Origin of the sequence: Xaviernesmea oryzae, assembly GCF_900109605.1 — a bacterium.
Classification (GTDB): domain Bacteria; phylum Pseudomonadota; class Alphaproteobacteria; order Rhizobiales; family Rhizobiaceae; genus Xaviernesmea; species Xaviernesmea oryzae.
On the sequence record NZ_FOAM01000004.1, the window covers coordinates 1 to 13,903 of the forward strand.

The window sequence follows — 13,903 nt, forward strand, 5'->3', positions numbered from 1 at the left end:
GGGCGGAGAGGCTTCGCACTACAACGCCGTTCCGGACCTGCTGGCGATACCTGTCGGCAAGCCGAGACTGTTCCTCGCCGACAAAGGATATGACGGTGATTTCCTGCGCGAGGAACTCCTGATCCATGGGATCAGGCCAGTCATTCCGCCGAAGGCCAACCGGAAGAACCCGCCTGCCTGTGACTTCCGGGCATACAAGGATCGAAACCGCATTGAGCGGATGTTCAACCGCCTCAAGCAGTTCCGTCGCGTTGCGACCCGATACGACAAGACCCGAAAATCCTTCTCAGCATTTCTCGCCCTGGCTGCCGCTAAGATATGGCTGCCATACTTTGTCAACAGGACCTAGACTATTTGCGCAAGGGCACGCCCCTTCCTGCGGGAACCGCCACAGCCCGATTGGCTTCGTACACTGCGCGCGTGAGAAGTGGCGACCGGATCGCCGACGAGGCAGATATTCGGGATTGGCTTGGCGGTTTCACCAAGGCGGCTGTTTCCGAGGAGTCGGTGGGGCTTGGGGGGTATGGAAAGGTCCTTACCGTTCTCGTATCTCCTACGGTCGGGCAGGATTACGAGCCCGGTGAAGATGGCGAGGAAGACAAACTGATTGAAAGCTGGACACCGCGGTTCCGTCGGTAGCGACCCGAAAGCCGTTAAAAGACAAAACATTACTTGCCTAGCGACAAAGCTGGCGCGCTACAGGTTCTTCAGGTCTTTGATCAGCGCGAACAGATGGAGCGGGTCGGTGGGTGACGGCGCGAAATCGAACCGCTCGTAAAAGGCACGCGCCCGATCATTCTTGGCATGAACGGTGAGTGCCCGGATACCGGCGATGTCGGCGGCGGCGAGCGTGCGCAGTATGGCATCGCGCAAAAGTCCCGCGCCGATCCCCTTGCCCTGCCAGCCTGTGCCGACACCCAGACGCGCGAGCAACATGATCGGCACGGGATGGCGGGCGAGACCCTTGGTCAGCCGCTCCGGCGCTTCGTCGTAGCGGACTTCGCCGACAACAAGCGTGTAGAAACCGATGACCACGTCGTCCGCCAGGCCGACATAGGTCTGGGACGCATTGGCCTGCTGGTTGGACAGGGCATGACGAACGAGGAAGCGGTTCAGCGGTTCCTCGCCGCAATCGAAGGCTTCGACAGCATGGCGGCGGTTGAGCTTTTCGATGCGGAATTTCGTCACGCGGGATCGCTGCCGGAGAAGAGGCTCGGCTCGTTAAGCAGCTTGCGCAAGCGCGGCAGATCACGGGGCGGGGCGTTCAGCGCGGAGACGAAAGCGTCCCATTGCTCGGGGGCGAGCTGAAAGACGCGGCGGTCGGCTAAAGCCTCCTCGGCGCGGCCGAGCGCGCTGGCGAGAACGAAGTCGGACAGTGTGCGCCGTTCGGCCTCGGCGGCGGCGGCAAGCGTGCGCTTCGCCTCCGGGGTCAGGCGGAGATCGAGTTTTTCGGTGCGGGCGGTGCGTATAGCCATGGCGGATACCTCTTCTCCAACAAGGCTACCACATTTCGCCAGACATTGTCATGACAAATCGTATGGCGCGTTCGGACACCCTTCCAACCGGCTGGAGGTTGGCCGCCGGGGTCGAGGGAGCCGAAAACGCCCTCGTCGTGGTGCAGGTCGCGAAAGCCCTGGCGGCATCCAACCGGCGGACGGTTGGCGGGCATCCAAACCGCGCAGGGTTGGTCGCGGTGTCCAGAGGGGTGCGAAAGCCCCTCGGTCATGGGGTGCCGGGGAGCCTGAAAGCGCCTCGGCGGGTGATCGGACGGCCCGACGTTCGGCCATGGTTCGGTGCCGGTGGAGAGGGATGTCTCCAAGCCCGGCGAGTGGGTTCCAAGGGGCGGCGATGCGCCCTTTGGTCATGGAGTGCAGAGGAGAGCGAAGTCTCCTTGCGAGGGGTCAACCGGCGATACGGTTGGATGGCGTGATGAGGCTCAATGCCGAAGGAACGCCACGGCCGGGAGGGTCCACGGGAGGCGCGCAGCGGGCCTCCCTGGCAAGGTCGGCGTGGTATTACCACGCACACCTTGCGATCTGCCCAAGCTCCCGCTCTCACAGAATGCGAGATGATAGTACGATGGTGCATTCAGTACCTTCTCAGGGGTGCCGGAAGTAAAGACTGTCGTGCCGTTTCGCCGTGGTAGTACCAGCGAACATGCAGGTGAGGCCGATATGGAGAACGGTATCGTTCGAGACAGATTCTGACGCCGGACGTGCAGGGGAAATGACGAAGATGTCGTTGGACCCGGTTCCGCCCGAGCGCATCGTGCCCTGCGCCAGTCAATCGAGAAGCGCTTGCCGGCATTTTTAGGGCGGCGGCCTGCGACGGGTCGGAAGGACCCCTCATCCTCGTCGAAGCGCCCCGAGCTCGCGGCCTGTCGCTGTGCGGGCAGACGGCTCGCGGACTGTCGGGCCAAATCGCCAAAACGTCCAGAATAATCGACCGTCGTCGCTACGGCAGCCTAATTAACAGAAGATCAATTGAACGAAATTTCTTGAATATTCTGGTCCTGCGGCACATACTTACATAGCATACGATGCTATATTATAATAATAAATAAAGTAATATTGAAAAGATATGCTGCTTATGCAGCCTGTCACGCCAAGGAAAACTTGAGACACAAGAAATTTATATTACTCCTGGATCGACTGAAGATTCTTGTCGATAGCGATGCGGAACTGCGTGATGTCTTTCTCCATCATGCCCTGAATAGCAGCCAGAGGCCGCACGACCCGATTGCGGCGAAGATTTCAGGAAAAGCCGCTGATAGCCGGGATCAGGGAAAGATCGATCATGCGGGGCCAGTTTGCCCATCATCTGGGGATGAGCACGTCAATGCAGACATGACCCCGGAAGGAATGTGCGTGGCAGAAGTCGCGCCACCTGTGAAACGGCGTGGTGCTCGTCCTCCCGAACACCTTTGACGAAGCGAGAAAGACCGTCAGCGTGCACTCGTCACGTAAGCACGCTGTACTCAGGAAATTTTCTCCGTCAGAAATTTCCATTTAATATGTTCGACAAGATTTAATACTGATCAATGACCGAAACAAAGATGTAACGGCTTCGCTGCGAATCCGAGAAGCAAAACTCGCTCCTTCCCCTGATTTTGGCAGCGTCGCTGCCGGTAACAGCTTGCAGAACGGGAAAGAACGCCGCGCCTGGGTAATCACTGTAAAAAATTGTCGCGATGACGGGAATGCCAGAGACGCCAAGGCGCTTGTTCACAGCGGAACAAACGTCTTTTTTCAAAGAAACAAGAAAAATTGCAGGGTCAGATATGGCGGTTCCAACGTCGGGAATGTTGGTCCATTGCAATCTGATATGTCCTGGTTTGGTCAAGGCTCCTCCCGTGCAGGCTGGGCACGGAGCGCTCAAATCCTCGAAAGTTCGAGGCGGGACACCACCCCCATTGGAATGAAAGACATAAAGCCTCGGGTCGGCGGGATTGCCCATGGGGCTAAAGTTCATTGTCCCGTTGTGCTGCTGGTAAACGTCATTGTTGAATTTGATGTCCGTGATGCGCACACCATTCAGCACTTTCAAACGCGAGACGGCAACCCGAATCTGGCTGGTGAAATCGAGAAGACTTGCTGCGTTCAGCATGTCCTTTTCCCGTACACCGGGAGCGCCACTGCGCGAACTTTTTATCACGACATAGGACAGTCCCGTAAAAAGTGCGACCGCCATCAACATCAGGAAGAGAACATTTCCTGACCGGCCATCGCTGTCGTCGATAGCTGTTGATATTCTTGATGAAGGGCGAACTTCACCATGGAGTATTTTCTGGTCAAAAACCGGTATAGAAATGCCAATTATATATTTTATAAAATATGATATAATGATTACACCGTATTATCTACTAAAATACTGTATATTCTACAGCATTTAACTATAATTACTATCAATTTTAAATTTCCATAGGCAACGCATCGACCTGCATCAGCTCTTATCTTCCGCTTGTCGCCGCCGCTTGCGCCGGGCCATCTTGCGATGGATTTTGCGATTGACCTTGGTCACGATCTCGATCGTCTCGTCGAACAGGTCTTCCTGATAGAACGTCGAGGGGTCTTCCCCCTCATCCCGCGAGATTCGGTTCTGACGGCGAAACGACCGATGAAGCTGATCGGCGAGGATGCGCATGAACTCGACATCGAAGTCGTGGTGGCTTCCCTTCTTTACCGGCCTGTTGAGCGGACCATGCTGCTTTGCCGATAAAAGAACCAGGCGGTAGAGCTGTCCAGATGTGAAGCCGTGACCATAAGAGCGATAGAGCTTTTCGGAGACATAGTTCGGACGGTTGTCTGGTCGAACCCCACGATGTTGGCCGACCTCCCGGTCGATGGCATCCATCGCCGGGCCATCGACGAACATCGGTCCGCCCTCACTATAGAGCAGAGCCATTTCCTTGTAGAATGCGCTGAGCGTCGGATAAATCTCGACCGCCACCAGCCGCTCCCGGACGTAGCGATAGATGCGATAGACGGTGACATGGCTCAGACCGGACCGCCTGATCGCCTCGATAGGCGGCGAGCCTTCACAGTAAGCCCGAATAACGATCTTGACCGCTTCCTCGTCGATTTTCGCCGAGGCCAAAAGCGCCACTTTTGCGGGCCGCACGGAAACGGGTTTTCGTGGTGTCATTCAGGCCATTGAAACATATAGCATTTTTCGACAGACTTCTCCGTTTCGTTTACAAATCGCCCTCCGGAGGCATTTTTCGCACTGCCGTGAAGCGCCCGTTTTGGCTATTTTTACAATCGAACAAGCCAAGCACAAGCCGCGAACATAGCCTTTGATATTCAAGCGATAGTTGTGTATGCTTATGTAAATACAACTATACTATTGGGTATCCGTTGGTTCGCGTCGAAGAAAGGGCGCGCAATGGACAATGAAAAAACAGGGCTCATGCCCGAATTCAATAAAGAGAGCCATGCGGGCGAGGCGGTTCGCCCGCCTGCACTCGCCTTCGACTACGAGCGCTACAAAGGGCAGGTCGAGGATTTCGACATGACCGATGACCAGAAGCGCGAGCTTCTGGAAACCCTCTGGTCGATCATGAAGAGCTTCGTCGAACTCGGGTTCAGTGCCGAACATTGTGGGCAGATTCTCGCTACGTTCAATATCGCCGCCGAAGACGCCAGCGATGCGGTAGAATCGGCTGATTTTCATGAGACGGAGACGCCAGCGCGGCAGCAGGACGAGGAGGCTTAAATATCAATGAGCGGAACGGCACAAAGACAGGCGGTCATCTACTGCCGCGTATCGAGCCTCAAGCAGGTCACGGTCGGCGACGGCCTGAAGAGCCAGGAGACCCGCTGCCGGGAGTTCGCCCGGATGAAGGGCTATGAGGTCGTCGAGATTTTCAAGGACGACATCACCGGCAAGCTGATCGAGCGGCCGGGCATGAAGGCCATGCTCGCCTTCATCCGCAAACGCCGGACGAGCGGCACGGCGGTCTTGATCGACGACATCTCGCGGCTCGCGCGCGGCCTTCAGGCCCATCTCGAACTGCGCGGGGCCATCGCCAAGGCTGGCGGCATTCTCGAATCCCCCTCCATCGAATTCGGCGAGGACCCGGATTCGATCCTTGTCGAGAACCTGCTCGCCTCTGTTTCCCAGCATCAGCGCCAGAAAAACGGCGAGCAGACCCGCAACCGGATGAAGGCGCGTATCCAGAACGGCTATTTCGTCTTCCAAGCACCTGCCGGATACCGCTATGCCCGCGTCTCCGGGCGCGGCAAGATGCTGGTTCGCGACGAACCCGCCGCCTCGGTCGTGCAGGAAGCGTTGGAGGGCTATGCTTCGGGACGGTTCGAGAACCAGGCCGAGGTCATGCGGTTCCTTCAGGCCAACCCGCTTTTTCCCAAAGACGCCACCGGCATCGTCCGTCACCAGCGCGTCGGCATCCTGCTCACCAATCCGGTCTATGCCGGATATGTCGAAGCGCCAGATTGGGGCGTGTCGCTGCGGGCCGGTCAGCATGAGGGGCTGATTTCCTGGCAGACCTACAAGCGCATTCAGGAGCGTCTCAACGGCGCGACCTATGCCCCGCGCCAGAAAAACATCAACGAGGACTTTCCCTTGCGCGGTTATGTCGGCTGCGCCCATTGCGGCACACGGTTGACCGCCTGCTGGTCGAAGGGCACGCACGGCAAGCACCCTTACTATCTCTGCCCGAAGCGCGGATGCGAATCCTACGGCAAGTCGATCCGGCGCGACAGGATCGAGGGGGAATTCGAAACTCTGCTGCAAAAGCTCCAGCCATCGGAACGGCTCTTCAAGGTCGCGGTCACGATGTTCAAGGAGCTGTGGGATCATCGGCTCAAACAAGGCGAGTCGCAGGCAAAGGCGCTCGGTGCGCAGCTCGTCAAGGTCGAGCGGCAGGTCGCTCAACTTCTCGACCGGATTCTCGACGCCAGCGTGCCCACGGTCATTCGCGCCTACGAAGCAAAGGTTCGGGAACTGGAGGAACAGAAGCTCCTGATCGAGGAGCGCATGGCGGGAGAGTCCCACCCGGCGGCGAGCTTCAACGACGGACTTAGAACGGCCCTCGGCTTTCTCGCAAGTCCTTGGAATCTCTGGAATACCGGCCGTCTCGAAGATCGTCGCGCGGTCCTGAAACTGGCTTTCGCGGGCCAACTGGAATATGCGCGGAACGAGGGGTTTAGAACGACGGATTTATCATTGCCGTTCAAGGTGTTAGGTGCATTCTCGGCAGAGAAAAAAGAAATGGCGCACCCGAAGAGATTCGAACTCCTGACCCCCAGATTCGTAGTCTGGTGCTCTATCCAGCTGAGCTACGGGTGCGTGTGGCAGCGGGCTGAACCGCTTGCGTGGCGGTTCTCTACAAACTGGCCTGATCGATTGCAAGCGGAAATGTCACGAAAATCGCAAAAAACACCCGCGATTTCCTCAGCTCTTTGAATTTATTGATTTTTTTGAAATGGCGAAATGCACACCGTGGCCGGTCGGTGCTTCGCTTGCGAGACAGGGATTTGCGCTCAAGCGCCGGAGCGCGAGCGGAACAGGTCGAGCGAAACCGGGCTGTCGGGGATCTCGACGCGAAACAGGGTGCCGCGCGTGGGCTTTTCCACCAGCGCGATGGTACCGCCATGGGCGAGCACCAGCTCGCGGGCAATGGCAAGGCCGAGGCCGGTGCCGCCGGAGCGGGCCGATCCGCGAAAGGCGGAGAAGAGGTTCTCGCGCGCCTTCGGCGGCATGCCGGGTCCGGTATCATCCACCGAGATCGACACGACGCTGCCGGTGCGGGTCGCGGAGATGGAGATGATCCCGGTCTCCCCGCCACGCTCCTGCTGCAGCGCCTGCAAGGCGTTGCGGGCGAGATTGTGCACGACGCGGAAAAGCTGCTCGCCATCGGCATCCACCTCGATCTCGCCATCCACCTGCACGCGAAGCTCGATGCCCGACTGCGGATCGATTGCCAGAAGTTCGGTGACATCCTGGATCAACGGCTTCAGCTTGAGGAAGCGGCGGTTCGGCGCGTTCTCCTTCGCCCGTCCATAGGCCATGACATGGGTGGTGTAGGACACGGCGCGGTCGATGGCGCGCAGCAGCGTCGGGGTGAAGCGCTTGACCATGGGATCGTCGACATCGCTCAGCCGGTCCGAGATCAGCTGCGCGGAAGACAGCATGTTGCGCATGTCGTGATTGATCTTGGAGACGGCCAGGCCGAGATCGGCGAGGTTCTTCTGCTCCTTCAAAGTCTTTTGCAGGTCGCGCTGCATGAAGGCCAGGTGTCGCCCAGCCATGGCCAGCTCGTCGCGGCCCTCCGTCTCCGCCATGACCCTGGCAGGATCGGCTGGGTCGGCGGCGAACTCCTGCATGTTGTCGGTCATCCGCTTGATCGGCTGAAGAAACATGCGGTTGATCGCCACGAAGATGAAGATGCCCGTGATCAGCGAGATGATGATCGAGATGACGAAGACGTTGCGGGCATAGCGCAGCATGGCCTTGCGCAGCTTCTTGTCCGGCATGACCAGCTCGATCATCGTATCGGCATTGTCGTCGTCGATCGCGCCGTAGACGCGAATTGTCCTGTCGCCGCCGAAGATCAGCGTATCGAGCGCATCATGAATGGCCAGCAGCGGATTGGCGTCATCGACATCATATTGCGCATCGACATCCGGCGGCATTTCGTCGGCGACGATCAGACGCGATTCGTCCTTGTGGCGCAGGGCGATCGCCAGGGCACCCGTGGTGCGCAGCGTATCTTCGCGCACCTTGCCGTCGAGCTGGATGTTCTGCAGCCCGTCCACGACGATGGCGGCGGCGGCGGCCGTGTTCAGGCGGTCGTCCAGCCAGCGGATCCGCATGGCCGAGATCGACGGCACGAAGATCAGCACTTCCGCGACCATGACGAAGATCACAGTGAGCAGCAGCAGCTTGCCCGAGAGGCCGCGAAAGAAGCTCGGCCGCGCGAAAGCCTGCGCCGCCTTCGGCGCATCCTCCGCATGCATTGCGGCCTTCGTCATCGCCCACCAGCCTCCCTTCGACTCCGCATCGCCGCAAGGCTGCGCCGGTTTCAAATCCGGCATCGACAACCTCATGGCGCCGGTGCCGGCCATCTGTTGGCCTGCACTAAAGCACAACTTGATACGGATCACATCGGCTCTACCGTCGGAAGAATTATGGCGGATGAACGGCATAGGAAAGCCTGCGCCAACAGTTTCCCTCGGCAATTGGCTAAAATGCCGGTTAGGCCCGGCTTCTCACGTGAAAAAGGCGCCGACAGCAAGTGGACGGCGCCTTGATTCATGGAAAACGTGGAAGCGGGAACGGAGGCTCAGAACTCCTCCCAATTGTCCTCGGAGGGCTTGGCGGCAGGCGGGCTGAAGGCCTTGGCTACGGTCTTCATCATCTGCCGGGCCGGAGAGGCCACGGCGCGGCTGACGGGCGAGGCCGGGGCGATGCGAGGCGCTTTGGCGGTGCCGAGCTTTATGCCGAAGCTTCGCGAAGGCGCGGCAGGCGACTGACTAGCAGCTGGCGACGGGCTGGCCGCAGGCCGGCTTGCCGAAAACGCCGGCGCGGAGCGGTGATCGGACGCTGTCTGCGCGAACCCGCCGCCGCGCACGGCTGCACCGGCCTGGCCCAGGCGAAAGCGGCCGACCATGGAGGAAACGTGATCGGCCTCGCCGGCGAGCTGATGCATGGAGGAATTGATATCTTCCACCATCGCGGCGTTGCGCTGCGTCACCTGGTCCATCTGGTTGATGGCCGCCGAAACCTCCTTGAGCCCCGTCGATTGCTCCTGCGCGGCGGTGGCGATCTCGCGGATCTGCGCGTGGATGGACTGGACGCTGGAGTCGATCGCCCCCAGCGCGGAACCCGTTTCCTGAACCAGCCGCACGCCGTTTGCGACCTCGCTGCCGGAACGGGCGATCAGGATCTTGATATCCTTGGCCGCTTGGGCCGAGCGCTGGGCGAGTTCGCGCACCTCCTGGGCCACCACGGCAAAGCCCTTGCCGGCTTCGCCGGCACGAGCGGCTTCCACGCCGGCATTGAGCGCCAGCAGGTTGGTCTGGAAAGCGATCTCGTCGATGACGTTGGTGATGTTTCCGATTTCGGTCGAGGCCTGCTCGATGCGCTGCATGGCATCGACTGCATCGCGAACGATGACGCCGGACTGTTCGGCACTGCGCGCCGCCTCTGCCACCACCGTGGAGGCCTCTTGGGCCCGGTCGGAGGACACGCGGACCGCGCTGGTGATTTCCTCGATGGCCGAAGAGGTCTGCTCCAGCGCCGCCGCCTGCTGCTCCGTTCTGTGCGACAGATCGCTGGAAGCCTGGCGCAGACCCGCCGTGCCGGCATGAATGCCGTCCGTGGCCGAGCGCATGTCCTGCATGGTGCTACGAAGCTGCGCCAGCGTTTCGTTCATATTGGTCTGGAGTTCGGCAAAGGCACCGCGGAACTGGCCTTCCATGGCCTGGTCCAGGTCGCCATCGGCAAGCCGCGCGATCACGCGCCTGGTTTCGCCGATGCCCGCCTCCACGCTTTCCACCAGCGCGTTGACACTGGCCGCGAACTGGTCGAGCGCCGGATCGCCCGATCGCTCGGGAATGCGGCGGCTGAAATCGCCTGCAACGGCAGCCGAGACAAGGCCGGCCACATGGGTCTGAAGCGTCTGTGCGCGGCTGCGCTGCTGCGCCTCCTCGCGGGCATGGGCGCTCATGCTCAAACCATTGCGCTTGAAGACCTCCACGGCCTTGGCCATTTCGCCCACTTCGTCGGTGCGGTCGGTAAAGCCGACAGGCGCTTCGAGTTCGCCGCCGGCAAGACGCTTCATCGTGTCCGAAAGATCAAGGATGGGGCGGCTCAGACGGCGGGCAAGCGTGAGGCCGACAGCAAGGCTGAGCGCGAGGCCGGCAAGTGCGCAGACGCTGATCGTCGTCCAGGCCACGGTGCGCAGCGTATCGGCAGCGGCATCGACCTCGACCAAGGCCTTGCGGTCCTTTTCGACAACGGCATCGATGGCCGCCTGATAGGCCTTGCGGTTTGCCCGGTTGGTATCGGTATTGCCCTGCGCATTCGCCGCCTCGATCGAGACTTCGCGGCCAAGACGGGACGTCTCCATCCGGATAGTCCGGAATTCGCCGGCCTTCTGACGCAAGGCCTCGAAATCGGCGCGCTCGCCTTCAGGCACCAGCTTGGCCCAATCGACCAGCAGCGTGTCGATCTCAGCCAGGTTCTTGTCCATGCCATCTGCGAATTTCGGCACGTCCTCGGCCTTGCGCGCGGCGTAGATACCGCGCGACTCCATGACCACGGCCGTCACGAGACGGTTGAGATGTTCGCCATTGTAGACGCGCGCTGAAATATTTTCATAGCTGTTGAAATGCGCATCATAGCGGCGCACCACCTCCAGCGCGGTCCCGGCCACCAGAACGGTGACGACCCCCATGACAGCCAGAATGACGTTGATCTTACCGCGAATTCGCATCGATGCCCTCCCCCAGCGCGACCCTACGGCCGCAGCGCATGAACGACCCGCGGCCGGCCGGGGGCAGGCATGACGGGCGTATGTCAGCCGCATCTTTCGCTTCAACTACCAAAGAAAGGATGAAGAGAGCGGTGCAAGAAGCATGGACAGGGCTGTCCAATCGGCCATGCAGCTTGCCGCTATCAAGGCGTTCCGGGCGTAAAACGCCAATTTCCCCTGTGAACAGGGCCTCGGTCGATGCCAGTCAAAATGTCCTGTGGCCCTTTGCTCCCGGGGCATCGAGCAGAGGCAAAGGATCAAATCGGCCCATGAGCCGGCTTAGCGCCACGGAAGGCCTGCGAAGATTGACTTTCGCCGCATTTTGCACTTATAAGCCGCGCGTCCGGACCCGCCCTGCCCTTGTCGGCAGATTTTTGCGGGTTCCTTTCACCACGCTCCTTGCCGGCAACGGCAAATCAAGAAGGGCCGCACACCGCGGTGTTAAAATAAATGACGAAGCGTACCTATCAACCGTCGAAGCTGGTCCGCAAGCGCCGGCATGGCTTCCGCGCCCGTATCGCTACAAAGGGTGGCCGCAAGGTCATCGTCGCCCGCCGCGCCCGCGGCCGCAAGCGGCTGTCGGCCTAAGAACCTGCATCGCTTCGGTCTCTCTTCATTTCGAAGAGGCGTCCGGGCGGCAGTCGGCCTTCACCCTTTCGTGCATGGATCGGTCGCGATGCGGCGGGTCAGATGAGGAGCCATCGGGCTATGTCCTCGATCCCTCCCAAGAAGACTGCCGGGCGGCTCAAGAGCCGGCCGGAGTTTCTCGCCGTTCGCGAGGGCGAAAAGCGCAAGGGCCCGATCTTCCTCTTGGAGGTTCTGGACCGCAAGGCGCCCGAAACCTCGCCACGCGTCGGCTTTACCGTGACGAAGAAGCACGGCAATGCGGTCGAACGAAACCGCATGCGGCGGCGCCTTCGCGAGGCCGTCCGGCTGTCGGCCGAGGCCGCCATGAAACCCGGACATGACTATGTGATCGTCGCTCGGCGCGACGTGCTGAGCGTGCCCTTCGACAGGCTGAAGCGGGCTCTCATCGAACGTATCGACAGCAAGACCCGACAAACACGGCCCGAGAAAGCCGGCTCCAGGAAAGAGTAATGGAAAACAACCGCAATTACTTCGTGGCGATTGCCCTGTCCGTCCTGATCCTGATCGCCTGGCAGTTCCTCTACATCAATCCCAAGATGGAGCGTGAGCGCGCGATCGAGCAGGCGCGTCAGGCGCAGATCAGCGAGCAGCAGGCTGCAAGCGGCGCGACCGGCCAGAACCAGCCCGTCGCAGGCCAGACGGCCAATGGTGCAGCGCCGGCTGGAAGCCCGGCCGCAACCGACCTTTCCCGCGACCAGGTTCTCGCCCGCACGCAGCGCGTGGAGATCGACACCGAAGCGCTTGCCGGCTCGATCAACCTCACCGGCGCCCGCCTCGACGACCTGAAGCTGAAGGAATATCACGAGACCGTCGACAAGAGCAGTCCGATCATCACGCTCTTCAGCCCGGGCGAAACGGCTGACGGCTATTTTGCAGAGCTCGGCTATGTCGGCACCAGCGAAACCGGCGCCGTTCCCGGCCCGCAGACCGTCTGGACCGCGCCTGCAGGCGCCAAGCTCACCACACAGACGCCGGTGACGCTGACCTTCACCAACGACAAGGGCCTGACATTTGCCCGCACGATCTCGGTCGACGACCACTTCATGTTCAATGTCGCCGACAAGATCACCAACGCATCCGGCGCGCCCGTCTCACTGCAGCCCTATGGCCGCGTGACCCGCAATACCAAGCCGGCGACACCCAGTGTCTACGTCCTGCATGAAGGCTTCATCGGCTATGTCGGCGAGCATGGGCTGCAGGAAATCAAATATGCCAAGGTCGAGGACGACGTTGCCGTCAAGCCCGGCAAGGCGACCGGCGGCTGGACCGGCATTACGGACAAATATTGGGCGGCCGCGATCGTTCCGCCGCAGAACATCGCCTATGAGGCAAGCTATAATCACTTCACCCAGGGGCGCGCCAGCTACCAGGCCGATTATCGCCAGGATGCCGTGACCGTGGCACCCGGCCAGACGCAGGAGTTGAAGACGCTGGTCTTCGCCGGCGCCAAGCAGGTGCCGCTCGTCGATGGCTATGAGGCCCGCTACGAGATTCCGAAGTTCGACCTTCTGATCGATTGGGGATGGTTCTACTTCATCACCAAGCCGATGTTTAAGCTGATGGACTTCTTCTTCCGCTTCTTCGGCAATTTCGGTGTGGCGATCCTGCTGACCACCATCGTCGTCAAGCTGCTCTTCTTCCCGCTGGCCAGCAAGCAATATGCGTCCATGGCCAACATGAAGAAGGTTCAGCCGAAGATGGAGGAACTGAAGAAGCAGTATGGCGAGGACCGCATGGGCCTGCAGCAAGCCATGATGCAGCTCTACAAGGACGAAAAGATCAATCCTGTCGCCGGCTGCTGGCCGATCGTCCTGCAGATCCCGGTATTCTTCGCGCTCTACAAGGTCATCTACGTGACCATCGAGATGCGGCATGCGCCTTTCTTCGGCTGGATCCAGGATCTGTCCGCGCCGGACCCGACCTCGCTGTTCAACCTGTTCGGTCTCCTGCCCTTCGCCGTGCCGCATGCGCTGATGATCGGCGTCTGGCCGATCGTCATGGGCATCACCATGTTCCTGCAGATGCGCATGAACCCGACTCCGCCGGATCCGACCCAGGCGATGATCTTCACCTGGATGCCGCTGGTCTTCACCTTCATGCTGGCGAGCTTCCCGTCAGGCCTCGTCATTTACTGGGCGTGGAACAACACGCTCTCGGTCATCCAGCAGGCGATCATCATGCGCCGGCACGGGGTCAAGGTAGAGCTCTTTGACAACATCAAAGGCTTGTTCAAAAAGCCCAAACCGGCGGAATAGG

General features: G+C 60.2%; 12 protein-coding genes, 1 tRNA gene and 1 pseudogene. 7 read left to right on the plus strand and 7 right to left on the minus strand.

Going from position 1 to position 13,903, the window contains the following annotated elements:
* On the plus strand, positions 1 to 349 hold a 349-nt coding region (locus BMX61_RS05440; protein ID WP_139198879.1), incomplete at its 5' end, for a transposase.
* 347 nt (positions 350 to 696) lie between these two features.
* Here the strand turns inward: BMX61_RS05440 and BMX61_RS05450 are convergent.
* A complete protein-coding gene (locus BMX61_RS05450) occupies positions 697 to 1,188 on the minus strand; it encodes a GNAT family N-acetyltransferase (RefSeq protein WP_075628623.1) in 492 nt (163 codons plus the stop codon).
* Positions 1,185 to 1,475 (minus strand): type II toxin-antitoxin system TacA family antitoxin, encoded by a 291-nt coding sequence (locus tag BMX61_RS05455; RefSeq protein WP_075628622.1) that lies wholly within the window; start codon positions 1,473 to 1,475, stop codon positions 1,185 to 1,187. The genes BMX61_RS05450 and BMX61_RS05455 overlap by 4 nt, the downstream gene beginning before the upstream one ends.
* Positions 1,476 to 2,615: 1,140 nt before the next feature.
* Between BMX61_RS05455 and BMX61_RS24255 the strand changes: the two genes are divergently transcribed.
* Complete coding sequence (locus BMX61_RS24255; RefSeq protein WP_139198880.1) at positions 2,616 to 2,927, plus strand: hypothetical protein; 312 nt, start codon at positions 2,616 to 2,618, stop codon at positions 2,925 to 2,927.
* Between the two features lie 100 nt (positions 2,928 to 3,027).
* Here the strand turns inward: BMX61_RS24255 and BMX61_RS05460 are convergent, their stop codons facing one another.
* Both BMX61_RS05460 and BMX61_RS05465 read right to left on the minus strand, forming a co-directional pair.
* Positions 3,028 to 3,696: a hypothetical protein gene (locus BMX61_RS05460; protein WP_075628621.1), complete on the minus strand. Its 669-nt coding sequence runs from the start codon at positions 3,694 to 3,696 to the stop codon at positions 3,028 to 3,030.
* Between the two features lie 246 nt (positions 3,697 to 3,942).
* The gene (locus BMX61_RS05465) at positions 3,943 to 4,644 is read right to left on the minus strand and encodes a hypothetical protein (RefSeq protein WP_139198881.1); all 702 of its coding nucleotides are present in this window, start codon (positions 4,642 to 4,644) and stop codon (positions 3,943 to 3,945) included.
* Positions 4,645 to 4,908: 264 nt separating this feature from the next.
* Here BMX61_RS05465 and BMX61_RS05470 point away from each other — a divergent pair, with 264 nt between their 5' ends.
* Entirely contained in the window at positions 4,909 to 5,214 is a 306-nt protein-coding gene (locus BMX61_RS05470; RefSeq protein ID WP_139198882.1) for a hypothetical protein, read from the plus strand.
* A gap of 6 nt (positions 5,215 to 5,220) precedes the next feature.
* A pseudogene (locus BMX61_RS25375) lies at positions 5,221 to 6,189 on the plus strand (recombinase family protein); the annotation flags it as partial.
* Between the two features lie 544 nt (positions 6,190 to 6,733).
* Here BMX61_RS25375 and BMX61_RS05480 read toward each other — a convergent pair.
* The 3 genes from BMX61_RS05480 to BMX61_RS05490 all read right to left on the minus strand — a co-directional run bounded on the left by BMX61_RS05480 (position 6,734) and on the right by BMX61_RS05490 (position 10,960).
* A tRNA-Arg gene (locus BMX61_RS05480) sits at positions 6,734 to 6,810 on the minus strand.
* A 194-nt stretch (positions 6,811 to 7,004) separates the two neighbouring features.
* Positions 7,005 to 8,495, minus strand: coding sequence for a sensor histidine kinase (locus tag BMX61_RS05485; protein ID WP_407703741.1), 1,491 nt, complete (start codon positions 8,493 to 8,495; stop codon positions 7,005 to 7,007).
* A 311-nt stretch (positions 8,496 to 8,806) separates the two neighbouring features.
* Positions 8,807 to 10,960, minus strand: coding sequence for a HAMP domain-containing methyl-accepting chemotaxis protein (locus BMX61_RS05490; protein ID WP_075628618.1), 2,154 nt, complete (start codon positions 10,958 to 10,960; stop codon positions 8,807 to 8,809).
* 489 nt (positions 10,961 to 11,449) lie between these two features.
* On the opposite strand from BMX61_RS05490, the gene rpmH reads away from it, so the two are divergent.
* From rpmH to yidC, 3 genes are all read left to right on the plus strand, one after another.
* Positions 11,450 to 11,587, plus strand: a complete 138-nt coding sequence (gene rpmH / locus BMX61_RS05495; protein WP_037104763.1) for a 50S ribosomal protein L34 — start codon at positions 11,450 to 11,452, stop codon at positions 11,585 to 11,587.
* Positions 11,588 to 11,707: 120 nt separating this feature from the next.
* Positions 11,708 to 12,097 carry a ribonuclease P protein component gene (gene rnpA, locus BMX61_RS05500; protein WP_075628617.1) on the plus strand — a complete coding sequence of 130 codons (390 nt, stop codon included), beginning with the start codon at positions 11,708 to 11,710 and terminating at the stop codon, positions 12,095 to 12,097.
* A complete protein-coding gene (gene yidC, locus BMX61_RS05505; protein WP_075628616.1) occupies positions 12,097 to 13,902 on the plus strand; it encodes a membrane protein insertase YidC in 1,806 nt (601 codons plus the stop codon). The genes rnpA and yidC overlap by 1 nt, the downstream gene beginning before the upstream one ends.
* The last annotated feature ends 1 nt before the right edge of the window (position 13,903 follow it).

Coding starts and splice junctions, on each gene's coding strand:
- BMX61_RS05455 (WP_075628622.1), bottom strand. CDS start 1,475: ATGGCTATACGCACCGCCCGCACCGAAAAACTCGATCTCCGCCTGACC.
- BMX61_RS05460 (WP_075628621.1), bottom strand. CDS start 3,696: ATGTTGATGGCGGTCGCACTTTTTACGGGACTGTCCTATGTCGTGATA.
- BMX61_RS05465 (WP_139198881.1), bottom strand. CDS start 4,644: ATGACACCACGAAAACCCGTTTCCGTGCGGCCCGCAAAAGTGGCGCTT.
- BMX61_RS05470 (WP_139198882.1), top strand. CDS start 4,909: ATGCCCGAATTCAATAAAGAGAGCCATGCGGGCGAGGCGGTTCGCCCG.
- BMX61_RS05485 (WP_407703741.1), bottom strand. CDS start 8,495: ATGACGAAGGCCGCAATGCATGCGGAGGATGCGCCGAAGGCGGCGCAG.
- BMX61_RS05490 (WP_075628618.1), bottom strand. CDS start 10,960: ATGCGAATTCGCGGTAAGATCAACGTCATTCTGGCTGTCATGGGGGTC.
- rpmH (WP_037104763.1), top strand. CDS start 11,450: ATGACGAAGCGTACCTATCAACCGTCGAAGCTGGTCCGCAAGCGCCGG.
- rnpA (WP_075628617.1), top strand. CDS start 11,708: ATGTCCTCGATCCCTCCCAAGAAGACTGCCGGGCGGCTCAAGAGCCGG.
- yidC (WP_075628616.1), top strand. CDS start 12,097: ATGGAAAACAACCGCAATTACTTCGTGGCGATTGCCCTGTCCGTCCTG.